This is a genomic window from Coprococcus sp. BIOML-A2, from assembly GCF_009875795.1.
GTDB classification, from domain to species: Bacteria; Bacillota; Clostridia; order Lachnospirales; family Lachnospiraceae; genus Coprococcus; species Coprococcus aceti.
Map to the genome: position 1 here is coordinate 338,327 of NZ_WWSI01000001.1, position 16,317 is coordinate 354,643.

Sequence of the window (16,317 nt, forward strand, 5' to 3'; positions counted from 1 at the left end):
TCTTCTCCTCTACTTCTTTTTTGACGGAACCTTTATCGATGTTTGACACGCGACATAGCTCGCACCAGTATTTTTCATTGCTATGTATCTTGTTGTGGTACTCCAGCCATCGTGGACCACCAAAAACGTATACACCTTTCCCGTTCTCATATTCTTATATTCCTTATAACCTACCACTGCAACAGTATGATTATAATAGTATCCATTTGCAATAGAAAACATACACGGATTTCCACTGTCAATTTGTTTCTTCAAAGTTGAATATGTCCACATATAGTTACTGTTTCCAGTGCCTGAAGAATAACCAAATCCCTTTTGCCACGTCCTTTTCACCAAGTTATTATTTTTATTAACTGGCAATCCCCTTTTCTTTGTATAGCCAACATCTATCGCGCACTTTTTTACTATATCATACATCTTGTTATTATCTTTTGGTATTTTATTATATCCCTGTGTTCTATAATATTTTAATATATTATAAAATGCTGTCAACGTACAATTATTATTTCCTCCTAAAGAATTACATTTTGTATTTCCAATGCCCGGCAATATTTTCGAGCTTTTTAGGCTATAAACATCTGTCTTTTTACCAACATTCTTTTTCAAATAACTTACAGGATTTTCTATCGCCGAATTAACTTTCGGATTGTTCTTACCTCCAACAAATTTATTAGAATTTATTAGCATTTAATATTTTATCGATTTCTTTTTGACTTTTCCCAATTAAAATATTATTATCTGTATTAATTTTGTTTGATGTTCGTCCATTATATTTATTTTTTCCCTCTTTTCCATATGCCTGCTGTGAACTTTCTACAGGCACTTCCGCCCCATAAACTTTAATCACTGTAATTTTTTAAAAATTAACGGAGCATATAATAGCCAACATTACCAGAATTAGTCTTATTTTTTTCATTGTGTTTTATCCCCCTCTTTAATTATATATAAGTTCAGATCAACCTAGTTTGTAATTCAATAATGTAGTATATCTATATTGATGTCAACAAATTATTTTGCTAATATGTTCAGTTACAACGACATCTCTATATGCCAATGAAGGTGGAGGAGCTGTCTGACTACGTTGGAATCAACAGAAGCTATTTCTCCGACCTGTTCAAGCAGTACACCGGGATGAGTCCTGTGAAATACCTGCAGAATTTCCGCATAACAAAAGCCCAGCATATGCTTACCATATCTGAGCTTTCTATAGAAAGTATTGCATTTTCATGCGGCTACCAGTCCGCCGAGGCTTTCCACAAGATCTTCCGCAAGACCACCGGAATGTCGCCTAATGCCTACCGGCAGGAAAAGCGCCAGAGAACCATCTCCAGTCAGGAAACCATGAACAATAACCGGCCGGATTATATCGAGACGGACGACGAGCTGTGATCTTTACAAGGCCACAGCTCGCTTATCATTTTGACATATTCTATTTATCATAAGCACAATATAAACGCAATTACATGAATCACCAGATCATTGTCGGATGCCACATTATCAGCAATAACAAACACAAACCAAATCTCCTTTGAATCAAACGCATTTATATTTTAAAAAGTGTTAGCAGTAGAATACTTACCATTTCCATACCTTGACTATAGTTCAAGAGATTACATATGTAATCTCTCTTTCTACCATTAACACTATGTTCTGATTTAGGTTAAACTCAATCTTTGTCATTTGCTTCACGATATTATAATCTTTACTAATTTATCTTATAAAGTTCGTCTGGTTGCCTCTCTCCGTGTCAGGGAGTGCAACACCTGCTGCCTTGCCGGCTTCAAAGCATTTGAGCATCCATGCAAGGTTCTTAGCAAGATTCCTCATGGTCTGCATACCCTCCGCATCCAGCTCAGCCTCTCCAGGCACGCGTCCGTGTACAAGATTCCAGTATGTAGAGCCAGCCACCGGCATCTGTGATATTCCAAAGTATTTATTCATCACATCGAATGATGCTGATGTTCCGCCACGTCTTGCAACTGCCACAGATGCACCCGGCTTGAATGCAAATGCACGGCCGCTGCTGTAGAATACTCTGTCAAGGAATGACTGCACACGTCCGCTTGGATGAGCATAGTATACAGGTGTTCCAAATACCAGTCCGTCTGCTTCCTTTGCCTTGGCAACGAACTCATTTACCTTATCGTCATCAAACACACAGCCTTTTTCCGTACACTGTCCACAGCCTATGCAGTCTCTCAGTGGAGCTGCTCCGATCTGGAATATCTCATAGTCTATTCCCTCTTTCTTGAGCTGCTCGCCTACCTCGTAAAGTGCACGGTATGTATTGCCCTGCGGCTTCGCGCTTCCATTCAACATTAAAACCTTCATATTCAGTTCCTCCAATCATTTACACCACTATTTATATGTAACTGTCGATTACTTATCAGCAGTTCTCTTTTCTTTTATATATTTGACTAAAAATATTATCGCCAGTACAAGCAAAACGCTGACACAGAATACCATCATGCCCAGGGAATACACTGACTTTTTTATCAGCTTAGCCACCACAAATACTATAGCCAAAATTACAAATAATATTGATTTGTATAAATTGCTGCTCACGTTTTATCCCTCCATGTTAATTTCCACCGCCACACACACATGGCAGTTTCTTCTATATTATATATACACTTATTGATAAATTTTTTCCAGTTATTTGTCAATGTCTGAGCGACTTCCTATACTCCATAGGTGACATACCCTTTTCCTTCTTGAATACTCTGCTGAAGTAGAGCGGATTATCGTATCCAACTATCTTTGCTATCTCCGTCATGTTGTAGTCCGAGCTCTCGAGAAGCATCTGGGCGTTGGCTATACGCTTTGACATAATGTACTGTGTGGGCGTGGTGCCGATGCGCTGTCTAAAGTTCCGTATGAACCAGCTCACGCTCATGTTATGCTCATTTGCATAACTTTCCACCACTATCTCTTCGTTATAATGCTCTCCCAAATATGCCGCCGCACGGTCCATCTCCTCTGCCATGACCGAAAAGGTTTTTGAATCATCCTGCTCCTGCTGTCTGTGAGCTGAGATAAGCATCTGTCTGAATATGTATTCCAACATCTCCTCATAGTCATCCCGGCAGAGCTGTAGCTCCTGTATCATTTGCCTGAACAAAATTCTGTACTCAGCATGGTCTCCACCATAGAACATATTCACATCGTCATTTATTCCGTATCGCCTGAGTGTCTGCTTCACCTCTCCCCCGGTAAAATGCACCCAGAACACCTCCGTGTGTTCGTCTCCGTAATACACATACCGTTGCATCTGTCTCGGCCTGTATATCACCATGCTTCCGGGACAGGCGATCACATCCTGCCCATCTATCTCAAAATATGCCTTTCCCGCCGCCACATATATGAGCTGATAATCCTTACGCCCCTTAGGTCTGTAGGTCGTAAACTCTTTCTGTGTATACAGCTTGTACGTTCCGCAGCTTGTGACTATGAGCGGTCTGCTCTTGTCCACTATGTCGAGCAGTGAGTTGTGAAGATATGCTGAGTTTGTATACATGTGTGGCTCCTTTCTATATGGCAAATCACACTATTATTTCACTATTTTTACACTATTTTGAAGCGTGTGCAGACACATCCTGTATGCTTTATACTTTTTCTTTTGTCTGTTCAGAGACTTCACCCTGCAAGCGGACTTGCAGGGTGCGGTGTATCCGCCTTATAAAACTAGAATGTGCATATTTTGTCTCATTATATGTATGGACTTTTCATGTGCCGTTATCTTATAATATATCTAACAAACGACGAATATACAACGTTTTATATATTAAATTAACCACAGGAGGTATTGTTATGATCATTCCGCGTCACTACGAAAATCTGCATATTCTGCATGAGAACACCATGCCGGATAGGAATTACTATATTCCTGCTGGGAAGGCATACAGCACATCCCTTGATGCAAGGGATCTCTCGGACAGAGTACAGTTTCTGAATGGAACCTGGAAGTTCCGCTACTACGACAGCATTTACAAGCTTCAAGACGAATTCTACAGTGAGGGATATGATATATCCGGTTTCGATGATATTCCGGTTCCATCAGTATGGCAGATGCACGGATACGACTATCATCAGTATACCAATGTCAGGTATCCATTTGCATTTGACCCACCTTATGTTCCAAAGGACAACCCATGCGGAGCATATGTGACCGACTTCGACTACGATCAGAACGAGGACGCACCACTCGCGCACTTGAACTTTGAGGGTGTAGATTCCTGTTTCTATGTATGGCTCAACGGCAGGTATGTTGGCTACAGCCAGGTGTCCCACTCAACCAGTGAATTTGACATAACCGGATTCATAAGAAACGGCTCCAACAGGCTCTGCGTGCTGGTCCTCAAATGGTGCGACGGAAGCTATCTTGAGGATCAGGATAAGTTCCGCATGAGCGGTATTTTCAGGGATGTATATATCCTGAAACGCTCTGAGGGTGCTGTATACGACTATTTCATAAAGACCAGCTGTGACGATATAAAGGATCCAACTAAGGCAGATGTAACCATAGACTTCACAGCATTTACAGAATATTCCTGCGTTGAAGACCGTTTTTCATCAAAACCGGAAACAGTGGTTGATAAAGGCGCTGATTCAAATGTTGATATTGAAGTTACTATTCTGGACGCCGATGGCAGCATATGTTCATCAGGCTGTGTAAAATGTGAAATTTCCGCTCAGAGCGATGCCAATACCAATGCAGACGAAGGCAAAACCGCAGCCAGCTCCAGCAGCATTACTTTGTCGATCGACTCCCCTGTGCTGTGGAATGCAGAAAAGCCATATCTCTACACTGTCATCATAAGATGCGCCGGTGAGGTCATCACTGACAGGATAGGAATCAGGGAGATAACGATAGAGAATAAGATCGTGTACATCAACGGCATGCCGATCAAGTTCCATGGAGTGAACAGACATGATTCCGACCCTGTGACCGGTTTTACGATCAGCAGAGAACAGATCATCAGGGATATGTCTCTCATGAAGCGGCACAATGTCAACGCCATAAGGACAAGCCATTATCCAAATGTTCCTTATTTCTATGATCTCTGCGACGAATATGGATTCTATGTGATAGACGAGGCTGACATAGAGGCACATGGTCCAAGTGAATTGTTCTATTCTGATAATAATTGGGATAACAAGGCAGCAAGGTGGAATGAGCCGATCGCCAACAATCCTGAATTCTGTGAATCCATTCTTGACCGCATCAGGCGCTGCGTCATCAGGGACAAGAACCGTGCCAGCGTGGTCATCTGGTCCATGGGAAATGAAAGTGCTTACGGCGTGACATTTGAGGAGGCTCTGGCATGGGTCAAGTCCTATGACAGCTACCGTCTCACCCACTACGAGAGTGCCCAGTATACAGACGGCAAGAGAAAATACGATTACAGTAATCTGGATCTCTACAGCAGAATGTATCCATCCATATCCGAGATGGCTGAATATATAGATGGTGATGGCGACAAGCCTTACATCCTGTGTGAATATTGTCATGCCATGGGCAACGGCCCTGGAGATCTGGAGGACTACTTCCAGTTCTTCGACAGCCATGAGACCACCTGTGGCGGTTTTGTATGGGAGTGGTGCGACCACGCCATATACAGGGGCAAAGCGACAAACGGCAAGGATATGTACGCCTATGGTGGAGACAGCGGTGAGACTATCCACGACGGCAACTTCTGTATGGACGGTCTGGTGTATCCGGACCGCAGACCACACACAGGGCTTCTTGAATTCAAGAATATCCACCGTCCGGCCAGGATCGCTAACTATGATGGGGCAAATGGAGTTCTGACGCTGCACAACTACATGGATTTCACTGATATCAGGGATTACCTCACTATGAGCTATGAAGTCACTTGTGATGGACAGGTGGTTACATCCGGGAATATTGATGTTCCTTCCGTGGCACCTCACGGCGATGTAACTGTCAGCCTGAGCCCTGTTACAAATATACAGAAGTCATTGTCAGACTTACATGCAGCAAGTCATGCTGACATTTCTGGCAGCTCAGATGTTACCGATTATTCAAGTGTTGTTGAATGTTCAGATGTCGCCGATTGCACAAAAGATATTATTACACACAGAATGTTTCTCCGTGTGATATATAAGGCAGCTTGTGACAGTGCATTTGTCAAGGAAGGTGATGTGTTGGGATTTGACGAGATAGAACTTGCCACACAAAAACAGAACGCAGACAAGGTCCTGGATAAAGCATCGTCTTTGGACAAGGCGCAGAATTTGGCGGAACAATATCTGACTACTCAGGATACAGCTTCTGCCCATCTTCATGTATCGGAAAGCGACACAGAATTTGTTGTCAGCGGAAGTAATTTTGAATATATATTTGACAGGAATACAGGAAACTTTACGGACATTGTGGTTGATGGTCAGGAACTTCTATCTGCACCATGCGACAAGACTATCTGGCGCGCACCTACGGACAATGACAGAAATATAAAGAACGAGTGGTTAAGAGCCCACTATGACATGATATCCGAGAGGACATATGAGACTGGCTGCATTATAAAAGATGGATGTGCCGTGATATCGTGCACGTCAAGCCTCTCAGCACCAACGGTACAGCCTGTTCTGAGGATAAACGCTGAATGGATAATAACACCTGAAGGAACTATAAAATCAAAAATGCATGTAATGAAAAATGCTGAATTCCCTACGCTCCCAAGATTTGGCGTGAGGATGATTTTGAGAGAAGATATGCGAAATGTAAATTATATCGGTATGGGTCCATATGAAAGCTACGCAGACAAGCACCATGCAAGCTGGCATGGCTCATTTTCTGCATCCATTGACGAGATGCACGAGGACTATATCATGCCACAGGAAAATGGAAGCCACTTTGACTGTAGCCTTGTTCAGGTCAGTGCCCCTGGAGCAAGCGACGAGTCTGACAGGAATAGCTCCGACAAAAATAACTTTGTCAACGGTTCATCATATCAGAGCATTTGCAATGCGCAGACAGCCGAAACGATCGCAGCTACAACAGCCCACAGCATAACCGTGACATCCGCTGTGCCATTTTCAATGAACGCCTCGCCTTACACCGCAGAGGAACTCACAGTGGCAACCCACAACTACGAGCTGCCAGAGAGTGACAAGTCCGTCCTGTGCATAGACTATCGCCAGAACGGAATCGGCTCCAACAGCTGCGGCCCCGAGCTTGATGAGAAATACAGATTTGACGAGGATGAGTGGGAATTTGGATTTACCATGCATGTGAAATAGATACAAAATTATCGCTAAATTAAGTTTATCTCATGAAAAAGGACAAAGCCTCCAAACTTTGTCCTTTTTTCCGCTTATATGAGTATTTAGATACAATTTTGTATCTTTTTCACCATTTTGACTGTGATTAGCGAGAATCAATTATCAGATTTACCCGAAATCTGCCAAGCAGCGGTATTCCTCTTCATCCGGCGCATCTTCTCCGGATCCTTGCCCGATTTTTGGACGCCACCTACCACATCGTACTCTATGCCAGATGACACATCGACTACGTCAGGATGCACCTGCTCTATCGCCCGCCGCACATTGTCCGGCGTGAGACCTCCGGCAAGCACAAACAGCCTTCCATCTCTGTCGATATCCGTCAAACTGTTCCAGTCAAATGTCTTGCCACTTCCAGGTTCACCGGCATCGAACACATAACCTGCAACATTCGAAAGGCTTTTATAATGTGGGTACATATCCATATCCTTCACATTGAACGCCTTCCACACAGGCAAATGCGCACTCTCTATAAGCTCATCGCTGGTCTGTCCATGAATCTGTATCACATCAAATCCCAGCTCACCTATCTCCGCTATCTGCTCCGCATCCGGGGATACCACCACTGCAACCTTCTTCACATCTTTCCTCAGTTCTTCAAGCAACCTGCGCGCAGTCTCCACGCTGACATTTCTCTTTGACTTTGGGAAATACATCACCATTCCTATATAATCAGGTCTCACCTCATTCACCGCGGCCACATCGGCCGGGGTCGTGATTCCGCACATCTTTATCTTCATGCTGTCTCTCCTATTTTTTTAACATCGGCTCGCCAACAGGCGAAAACTGATGCTACATATCCTTATCGAACGTCACCCTGAGAGGTCGAGTTTATATACCGTATCAGCCATCTTTTCGTTTTCCAGAAACATTGTCATATATATCGGAAAATATACTTTTTTGCCGCTGACCTCTACATTTCCCTCCGAAAAAACATATGCATATTCTATTCCGTAATTTTCATCAGCCAAGACATTGCACAGCGCAGAGTGTCGTTTGTAATCCTTACCCGATTTTATCTCCAGTGGAACTACTTTACCATTCAGTTCTATTACAAAATCAAGCTCACCCTGCTTTTTGCTGTTAAAATAATATTCTTTATGACCTTTGCTGAGTAGTTCCTGGGAAACCACATTTTCAAATAGCGCACCATTGTTTATAGACTTTTCTTTATTCAGTATCGCCATTTTCACCTGATCCGAATACCTACTTGTCAGCAGCCCTACATCGGAGAAAAATAGTTTAAACAGATTCCTATTCTCACTGATCACAAGCGGAAGTTTCGGCTCACTTATATTATAGACCGGTATCGCAACCCCAGCATCCTTAAGCCACAGAAAATCATTTGCAACCCTATCATAACTGAGGCCTTTACCTATACTATTGATCTGGAATCGTTTATTTTTCTGATCAAGCTGTCCCGGCATAGCATCATATATCTCCTGCAGTTTCAGCTTGTATCTTGTCTCATACTTTGTAACTTTTCCAACCTTTTTTCGGCAAATTATGCAACTTTGCGAGCTTTAGTAACAATTTTCTTTTATTTTACAGCGGGTCCTCCTTATGAAAATATCTGTCCGGGCAGTGTCTTTTTCTCTTTATATAGAAACTGCCTGTCGAATTCTTCCACAGCCTTTTCGTCCACGAAATATCCTTCTGGCGGAGCGTACTCACCCGTGACTCCATCAAGATATCCGGAAATCAGCTCCTTGCAGAGGAAAAACGATGCATCCTCCCCCTCATCAAGTCCATGATAGCGAATGCCAAACTCGCTTGCCGGTCTGAATCCGCTTTTGCCATAAAAATCAATATTCCCCTCAAAGCATAGTGCACCGCAGCCGAGCTCTGCAGCTTTCTGCAACGAATAATCCAGCAGTATCTTTCCATAGCCCTTACGCTTAAGTTCATTCTTTATGCATATAGGGCCCATCGTCATAACCTGAATACTTCTTCCGTCATCCGCAGTTATTTCTGCTCTCATAAACATATTCTGGCCGATGAGTTCTCCTTTTTGCAGCATAACCAAATCCAGTTCCGGGACAAATGCACTGTCATTTCTCAGCTGATTGAGCACATAGTGTTCCAGGCAGCCGGGACGATACACATTCCAGAAACTGTCCCGCACCAGGTTCTCGACTTCCCGGTATTCATCCTCTTTCTCCAGCCGTATAACCAGATCATCATTATGACTGACTTGCGTAATATTTATGTGAATTTGTCAAGCATTTTATATATTATTTTCTTACCTGTCTGGCAGCCTCAACCATATTTCTGAGGCTGGCGTCAGTCTCAGGCACACCTCTGGTCTTAAGACCGCAGTCCGGATTGATCCAAAGCTTATCCCTGCCTATCTTCATGAGCATGATATTTACCGCCTTCACGATCTCTGCCACCGACGGAACTCTTGGAGAGTGAATATCATATACGCCAGGTCCCACCTCTGTCTCGAAGTTGTTCTCCCTGAGAGAATCCAGGATCTGCAGATCGGATCTTGACGCCTCAAATGTGATCACATCCGCGTCCATATCATCTATGGCAGGTATGATATCCGTAAATTCACTGTAGCACATATGTGTGTGTATCTGTGTCTCAGCCTTCACACCGCTGTGTGTCAGACGGAATGCAGGTATCGCAAAATCAAGGTACTCCGTATACCAATCAGATTTTCTGAGTGGAAGCTTTTCTCTGAGTGCAGCCTCATCTATCTGTATCATCTTTATTCCATGCGCCTCCAGATCCAGCACCTCATCTCTGATCGCAAGCGCTATCTGTGATATAGATTCCTTGATTGATATATCCTCCCTTGGGAATGACCAGTTGAGTATCGTCACCGGACCGGTCAACATTCCCTTCATGATCTTGTCTGTGAGCGACTGCGCATATACAGACCAATCAACCGTGATCGGCTTTTTGCGGTATACGTCACCCCATATCACAGGCGGCTTTACGCATCTCGTTCCATATGACTGTACCCATGCTTTCTCAGTGAACAGGAATCCGCCAAGTGCCTCACCGAAATATTCAACCATGTCATTTCGTTCATACTCGCCATGCACTAGCACATCCAGTCCGATGTCCTCCTGCCACTTTACACATTCCTTTATCTTTCCCTTTACAAAGTCCACATATTCCTGCTCAGATATCTCTCCCTTTCTGAGCTGTGCTCTCTGTGACTTCACATCCTTAGTCTGTGGGAATGAACCTATAGTGGTTGTCGGAAGCTCAGGAAGCCCAAATTCCTTCTTCTGAAGTGCCTGCCTCTCGCTTCTCTTCGGAAGTCTTGCATAATCTGCCTCAGTCACTGCCGCAAGCCTCTGTCTCACCTCGTCGCTGTTGCAGTCTCTTGTTCCCGCAAATAACTCCTGATTCTTGTGGTATGCCTCAAGCTCTGTATAGTTATAACTCTCGGCAAGTGCCGCAAGCTCCGAGAGTTCAATAAGTTTCTCCTCTGCAAATGCAAAGAACCTCAGATAGTCCTGTGATAGCTTCGTCTCTTGCTTAAGTGTGTATGGCACATGAAGCAGTGAGCATGATGTAGACAGAACCACATCTATCTTCTTATCGCGGAGCTGCCCTACTACATTGAGAGTCTTGTCGTAATGATTTCTCCATATATTTTTGCCATTTACCAGGCCGGCAAAAAGTACCTTATCCCCAGGGAAGCCGTATCTGTCTATAAGCTGACCGGTCTGTTTGCCCTCTATAAAATCAAGGCCTATTCCGGCAAATGGCATATTTATGATATCTTCATACACATCCCTCACATCACCGAAGTATGTCTGGAGAAGTATCTTACAGTCTGCACGATCTGCAAATACCCTGTCATACACCCTGTGGAAAAGTGCCTTATCATCGTCATCCATATCTCTCACCAATGATGGTTCATCAAATTGCAGCCACTCCACATTCTCTTCATCGCACTCGGCGATAAGCTGTCTGTAAGCCTCTGCCACATCATCAGCAAAATCTTCTGCATTCTTTGATCCCACATATCTGCATAGCTTAAGCATTGTGTATGGTCCTATAACCACAGGCTTTGTCTTGATCCCCAGCTCCTTGGCCTCCTCGTATTCACCTGTAAGTTTCTCGCAGTCAAGGCTTATCACTGTGTCATCCTCTATCTCCGGAACTATGTAATGATAGTTTGTGTTAAACCACTTCTTCATCGCAAGAGCCTTCACATCCCCGGATTCTCCCTGATACCCCCTTGCCATGGCAAAGTACGTGTCAAGCTTTGAGACATTTAGCTCTCTGTATCTCTTTGGCACTATTCCGAGAAGAACTGCTGTATCAAGCACTATATCGTAAAATGAAAAGTCGTTGCACGGAATAAAGCCTATCCCTGCTGCCACCTGTGTCATCCAGTGTCTGTGTCTGAGATCCGCTGCAATTCCTGTAAGCTCCTGCGCCGTTATCTCATGTCTGAAATATTTTTCAGATGCAAATTTTAACTCTCTTAATGTTCCCACCCTTGGAAATCCTATAACCGATGTCTTCATCATATCCTCCTGTAATTTCATGCGTCTGCTCCACAAATTTTCGTAAGGAGGACCCGCTTGCGGGAGATTCCTTGCGTAGTACGCAGACGCCGTGCGAAGCGCCTTTCATGCGTCTGCTCCACATTATATAAAGACATCCCTCACTTGTATAATACATAAAAATATAGCGTGAATATAGTTTTACGCTATATCCGCGCTATATTTATATCTTGTATTCTATGTCAGCTATGTGGCTTTAACCCTTCTCATATGTTCCGCAGCCTTCTCCGTCACATCTCCACAGGCAGGCTCTCCGTCATCCCTCATCTCGTTGAAGCGTCCCCTGTGCTGGAGCTTTCTCTGAGGAATTTTTACTGAATCTTCCGGCTCGTCACTGCCAGCCGTGAGATAATTTGCCAACGCACCGAGATAGGTGTTTCCAAGTCTGCTGAGGATCGCCTTCCTGTGGACGATATACCCTATCCTCATATCGCTCTCATCCGCAAGTGGCACCGATATAATGTCCTTGCCGTTCAGCTTTTCATCTATGACACCGCTGCACACAGTATATCCATTCAGACCTATCAGCAGATTGAACAGTGTCGCTCTATCCCTGACTCTTATATTCTTCTTTCGCTCCGTCGTAGAGAATATTTCCTCCGAGAAGTAAAAAGAGTTGTGCTCCCCCTGCTCAAATGACAGATATGGATACGCCTCCAGTTCTTCATTTGTTATGATATCATTCTTCGCCAATGGATGCTTTCTGCTTATGAACACGTGAGGCTTTGCCACAAACAGCTCATGAAATTCCAGGTCATTTGCCCGGAGGATCTTGTTCAGCACCTTCTCATTAAAGTCATTCATGAACAATATTCCGATCTCGCTTCTCATCCTGGCGACATCATCTATGATCTCATAGGTCTGTGTCTCCCTTATGCTGAAATCATATTCGTCCTGTCCATACCTCTTTATCAGGTCAACAAATGCATTTACCGCAAATGAATAATGCTGGGTGGACACGCAGAAGCTCTTCTTTCCGCCATCGTCCCCCTTGTATTTGTCCTCAAGGACCTTCGCCTGCTCAAGCACCTGTCTCGCATAGCCGAGGAAGACCTCGCCCTCTATGGACGGACTTATTCCCTTATTTGACCTGTTGAATATATTTATCCCCATCTCTTTTTCCAGCTCATGGATGGCATTTGTCAGGCTTGGCTGGGATATATACAGCCGGTTCGCTGCCTCGGTGATCGTGCCCGTATCCGCAACCATCACCACATATCTAAGCTGCTGAAGTGTCATATTCTCACCTGCTTTCTACTATTATTTTCTTGAACTGCTTTGCTGCCTCATTCAGCGGGTGCAGGCAGTCATACACAAGACATACATTCCTGTCCGGAAGCTTTTCCTCAAGTGAAAGTTTTACAACCTCTTTGTTCTTTACTGCCTCCCTCGCCATCAGTTCCGGTATAAATGCAAGTCCAAGCTCACACTTCACAAGTGGCAGTATCTGATCCGTGGTGGCCGCCTCCGTGTCCGGCGCAAGCTCCACGCCATGCTCCCTGAATATTCTGTCGTAGAATCTGAATGTCATAGTCTCCCTGCCCAGACAGATCATAGGATAGTTCCTCATCTCCGCAATGGACAGTTTTTGCTTTTTAAGTGAAGAAAATGTCGTTCCGCCGATAAGTATCTCACGATATGACTGCAGCACGATCTTCTTGAGAGGAGCCTCCACATCAGCCGGAGTTGTAACTACTGCAAAGTCTATACTTCCATTCTTCACTTCATCCACAGCCTGAGGTGTAGAATGGTTGTATATCTTGAGATTTATACCCGGATACGCCATGTGAAATGCCCGCAGTCTGTCCAGCAGATATATATTTAACGCCGTCTCACTGACACCTATCGTTATACTTCCGTGAGTGAGATTCTCACCATCTGCCAGCTCATCCTCCGCCGTCAGAAGCTGTGACATTGCAGCCTCCACATATGAATAGAGCTGTTCCCCGTCTCTTGTGAGCTGTACACCCCTGTTTGTCCTGACAAATAGTATCCTTCCAAGCTGCTGCTCCAGGCAGTTCATCGCCCTGGTCACATTTGGCTGACTGTTTCCAAGAACCTTTGCGGCTTTGGTAAAGTTATGATATCTCGCAACATAATAAAATATCTTATAATACTCGAAATTAACGTTCATAATCTATTGTTAGCCACAGACTATATTACATGTCTGCTATACTCCCTTTCTTAAAATTATTTTCCATGCAGCATCCCCAACATATCATTTTATTATCACTGCCATATCAATTATGATTTTCACTTATTGCTACTCCAATAGTATAATCTAACCAGATTTAAATGACAAGACAGCATTTATCATATGAAAGGATGCGCATATCTATGGAAGGAAAGACCATTTTCCCAAGGGAAGAAAAATCAGAAATATTATTTGAAAAGATCCTCAGGGATCCCTGGGCATGTGAAAAGCTCATGGACACATTCTGTAATTACCTGTTCTGCAATGATGACTTCGACTGCAATCTTTCACCGGAAGAATTTACAAAATCACTGCTCTCAGCTTATCTGGACAGAGATATGTCGGCATTCCTCATGTCCATCTGCAACAATACAATGTTCGATCTGCTAAGAAATTCCTACCTCATCCCATATCGCTTCAACGCCGATGGCAAGACCAATCCTGTCATCATGACCGGTGAGCACGGCGAACTTCTGCCTGAATTCAGAAACTCTGTAAGAGAAAAGGATTATCAGCACTTTCACGATATATACACACATATGACACACAACGAGAATATGTATCTTGCAAAGGCGTACAGATACAGCCATGAATACACTTCTGACAACATGGAAGTCGGGCAGAAGATCCTTGAAGAGTGCACCGGAGTCCTGCTCATCAGGGAGCTGCCGGACACGGTAAAGCTCAAGGAGACCGAAGCTGAGGCATACTGTGCTGTGTGGGATATCATGGTTGAACTGGAGAAGAATCTTCCCATGGCATTTGTATTCTACGGTCAGGATACTTTGGGCAAACAAGGCATGCGATATGACGAGCTTGGAATATTCCTGCCGGATTCACTGCTCATGAAGAATCTGGAAAGACACGTTGCGAAAGCCGAGGCGATCATATATGCGGAAAAGTAAGAATGCAAAAAACGCAAATGCAGAATCGTACATAGACATTATGGAGAAAAATCACATGGAGATCCCATGGCATGACTACGCCAGTGCCGACAGCAATGTACTCATATGCAAGGCAGGTCTGATTGAAAAGGCTTCTGTCATAGGCAGAGTCGGTCTTATCATGCTCTCATGCGGAACAGGTGCATGGCGTGTCCGTACTTCCATGAACAGGCTTTCCAAGGAACTGGGCGTCACATGTACCGTCGATGTCGGACTCATGTCCATAGAATTCAACTGTTTTGACGGTCACGACTGTGTATCACAGTCCCTGTGCATCGCCAATACAGGCGTGAACACCTCAAAACTCTACAGAATGGAGCAGTTTGTTGACAATTTTCCAAATGAAGAGGCGCATCTGACCGGTGAGGAAATCCATCAGAGACTTGATGAGATAGAAAAAATACATACCTTGTACTCTCCTCTCCGTCTCGGACTTGCCTCTGCCCTCGCTTGCTGTGCCTTCACATTTCTTCTAGGCGGCGGGCCTGTAGAAATGATGCTGGCATTTGTCGCAGCTGGAATTGGAAACCTCATAAGGACAAAGCTTATCAAACACCATTTTACTTTATATATGAACATAGCGGTATCCGTGTCAGCCGCTTGTCTTGTGTACGCACTGCTGCTAAAGGCCGCTGAACTGGCATTCCATATACCCGCCTTCCACGAAGCCGGATATATCTGCTCAATGCTGTTCATCATACCGGGTTTTCCATTCATCACCAGCGGCATAGACCTTTCAAAGCTGGATCTGAGATCAGGACTTGAGAGGCTTACATACTCGATCATCATTGTGCTTGTGGCAACGATGTTCGCATGGATCATGGCGCTTCTGCTGAAGCTTCACCCACAGGATTTTGTAGCACTCGACATAACACCAGGACTTCATCTGGTATTCAGATTGATTGCCAGCTTCTGTGGTGTGTTCGGATTCTCCATCATGTTCAACAGCTCCATACACATGGCCGCCACAGCCGCTGCCATCGGTGCCATAGCCAACACTCTCCGTCTTGAACTGGTAGATCTTGCCGGCATCCCTGCAGCTGCCGCCGCATTTGCCGGAGCCCTCACGGCCGGACTGCTCGCTTCATTCATCAAAAGCACCAACGGTTATCCGCGAATCTCTCTGACAGTCCCATCCATAGTCATCATGGTTCCAGGGCTTTATCTTTATCGTGCAATATACAACTTTGGAATCATGTCACTTTCCGATGCCGTGTCCTGGTTTGCAGCTGCCATCATGATCATCATAGCCCTGCCACTTGGACTGATATTTGCAAGGATCCTGACGGACAAAACCTTCAGGTACTGCACCTGATCCCCAAATGGGGACAGGCAC

At 44.4% G+C, this 16,317-nt stretch carries 14 protein-coding genes; 4 read left to right on the plus strand and 10 right to left on the minus strand.

Annotation, left to right across the window (positions count from 1 at the left end):
• Positions 1-9: 9 nt before the first annotated feature.
• Positions 10-687 (minus strand): C39 family peptidase, encoded by a 678-nt coding sequence (locus GT575_RS01565; protein ID WP_161171351.1) that lies wholly within the window; start codon positions 685-687, stop codon positions 10-12.
• 360 nt (positions 688-1,047) lie between these two features.
• Here GT575_RS01565 and GT575_RS01570 point away from each other — a divergent pair, with 360 nt between their 5' ends.
• Positions 1,048-1,389, plus strand: coding sequence for a helix-turn-helix domain-containing protein (locus tag GT575_RS01570; RefSeq protein ID WP_022217016.1), 342 nt, complete (start codon positions 1,048-1,050; stop codon positions 1,387-1,389).
• 321 nt (positions 1,390-1,710) lie between these two features.
• On the opposite strand, the gene GT575_RS01575 is transcribed toward GT575_RS01570, so the two are convergent.
• From GT575_RS01575 to GT575_RS01585, 3 genes are all read right to left on the minus strand, one after another.
• Positions 1,711-2,331: a flavodoxin family protein gene (locus GT575_RS01575; RefSeq protein WP_015534585.1), complete on the minus strand. Its 621-nt coding sequence runs from the start codon at positions 2,329-2,331 to the stop codon at positions 1,711-1,713.
• Between the two features lie 48 nt (positions 2,332-2,379).
• Positions 2,380-2,565 carry a hypothetical protein gene (locus tag GT575_RS01580; RefSeq protein WP_055222235.1) on the minus strand — a complete coding sequence of 62 codons (186 nt, stop codon included), beginning with the start codon at positions 2,563-2,565 and terminating at the stop codon, positions 2,380-2,382.
• Positions 2,566-2,662: 97 nt separating this feature from the next.
• Positions 2,663-3,517 (minus strand): helix-turn-helix domain-containing protein, encoded by an 855-nt coding sequence (locus tag GT575_RS01585; protein ID WP_161171352.1) that lies wholly within the window; start codon positions 3,515-3,517, stop codon positions 2,663-2,665.
• A 293-nt stretch (positions 3,518-3,810) separates the two neighbouring features.
• Between GT575_RS01585 and GT575_RS01590 the strand changes: the two genes are divergently transcribed.
• Complete coding sequence (locus tag GT575_RS01590) at positions 3,811-7,263, plus strand: glycoside hydrolase family 2 TIM barrel-domain containing protein (RefSeq protein WP_161171353.1); 3,453 nt, start codon at positions 3,811-3,813, stop codon at positions 7,261-7,263.
• A gap of 137 nt (positions 7,264-7,400) precedes the next feature.
• On the opposite strand, the gene GT575_RS01595 is transcribed toward GT575_RS01590, so the two are convergent.
• From GT575_RS01595 to GT575_RS01620, 6 genes are all read right to left on the minus strand, one after another.
• Positions 7,401-8,045 carry a phosphoribosylanthranilate isomerase gene (locus GT575_RS01595; RefSeq protein WP_161171354.1) on the minus strand — a complete coding sequence of 215 codons (645 nt, stop codon included), beginning with the start codon at positions 8,043-8,045 and terminating at the stop codon, positions 7,401-7,403.
• Positions 8,046-8,117: 72 nt separating this feature from the next.
• Complete coding sequence (locus GT575_RS01600; RefSeq protein ID WP_243147804.1) at positions 8,118-8,732, minus strand: DUF4143 domain-containing protein; 615 nt, start codon at positions 8,730-8,732, stop codon at positions 8,118-8,120.
• Between the two features lie 134 nt (positions 8,733-8,866).
• Positions 8,867-9,430 (minus strand): GNAT family N-acetyltransferase, encoded by a 564-nt coding sequence (locus GT575_RS01605; RefSeq protein ID WP_442872215.1) that lies wholly within the window; start codon positions 9,428-9,430, stop codon positions 8,867-8,869.
• A 109-nt stretch (positions 9,431-9,539) separates the two neighbouring features.
• Positions 9,540-11,804: a 5-methyltetrahydropteroyltriglutamate--homocysteine S-methyltransferase gene (metE, locus tag GT575_RS01610; protein WP_161171533.1), complete on the minus strand. Its 2,265-nt coding sequence runs from the start codon at positions 11,802-11,804 to the stop codon at positions 9,540-9,542.
• Between the two features lie 225 nt (positions 11,805-12,029).
• A complete protein-coding gene (locus GT575_RS01615; RefSeq protein WP_161171355.1) occupies positions 12,030-13,082 on the minus strand; it encodes a LysR family transcriptional regulator in 1,053 nt (350 codons plus the stop codon).
• Positions 13,083-13,086: 4 nt separating this feature from the next.
• Complete coding sequence (locus tag GT575_RS01620) at positions 13,087-13,977, minus strand: LysR family transcriptional regulator (protein ID WP_015534579.1); 891 nt, start codon at positions 13,975-13,977, stop codon at positions 13,087-13,089.
• Positions 13,978-14,180: 203 nt separating this feature from the next.
• On the opposite strand from GT575_RS01620, the gene GT575_RS01625 reads away from it, so the two are divergent.
• Both GT575_RS01625 and GT575_RS01630 read left to right on the plus strand, forming a co-directional pair.
• The gene (locus GT575_RS01625) at positions 14,181-14,942 is read left to right on the plus strand and encodes a DUF4866 domain-containing protein (RefSeq protein WP_055147436.1); all 762 of its coding nucleotides are present in this window, start codon (positions 14,181-14,183) and stop codon (positions 14,940-14,942) included.
• On the plus strand, positions 14,929-16,296 hold the full coding sequence (locus GT575_RS01630) for a threonine/serine ThrE exporter family protein (protein WP_055147433.1): 1,368 nt from the start codon (positions 14,929-14,931) through the stop codon (positions 16,294-16,296). Before GT575_RS01625 ends, GT575_RS01630 begins: the two co-directional genes overlap by 14 nt.
• Positions 16,297-16,317 lie beyond the last annotated feature (21 nt).

Coding starts and splice junctions, on each gene's coding strand:
- GT575_RS01575 (WP_015534585.1), bottom strand. CDS start 2,331: ATGAAGGTTTTAATGTTGAATGGAAGCGCGAAGCCGCAGGGCAATACA.
- GT575_RS01620 (WP_015534579.1), bottom strand. CDS start 13,977: ATGAACGTTAATTTCGAGTATTATAAGATATTTTATTATGTTGCGAGA.
- GT575_RS01590 (WP_161171353.1), top strand. CDS start 3,811: ATGATCATTCCGCGTCACTACGAAAATCTGCATATTCTGCATGAGAAC.
- GT575_RS01570 (WP_022217016.1), top strand. CDS start 1,048: ATGCCAATGAAGGTGGAGGAGCTGTCTGACTACGTTGGAATCAACAGA.
- GT575_RS01595 (WP_161171354.1), bottom strand. CDS start 8,045: ATGAAGATAAAGATGTGCGGAATCACGACCCCGGCCGATGTGGCCGCG.
- GT575_RS01630 (WP_055147433.1), top strand. CDS start 14,929: ATGCGGAAAAGTAAGAATGCAAAAAACGCAAATGCAGAATCGTACATA.
- GT575_RS01625 (WP_055147436.1), top strand. CDS start 14,181: ATGGAAGGAAAGACCATTTTCCCAAGGGAAGAAAAATCAGAAATATTA.
- GT575_RS01585 (WP_161171352.1), bottom strand. CDS start 3,517: ATGTATACAAACTCAGCATATCTTCACAACTCACTGCTCGACATAGTG.
- GT575_RS01565 (WP_161171351.1), bottom strand. CDS start 687: ATGCTAATAAATTCTAATAAATTTGTTGGAGGTAAGAACAATCCGAAA.
- metE (WP_161171533.1), bottom strand. CDS start 11,804: ATGAAGACATCGGTTATAGGATTTCCAAGGGTGGGAACATTAAGAGAG.
- GT575_RS01600 (WP_243147804.1), bottom strand. CDS start 8,732: ATGCCGGGACAGCTTGATCAGAAAAATAAACGATTCCAGATCAATAGT.
- GT575_RS01615 (WP_161171355.1), bottom strand. CDS start 13,082: ATGACACTTCAGCAGCTTAGATATGTGGTGATGGTTGCGGATACGGGC.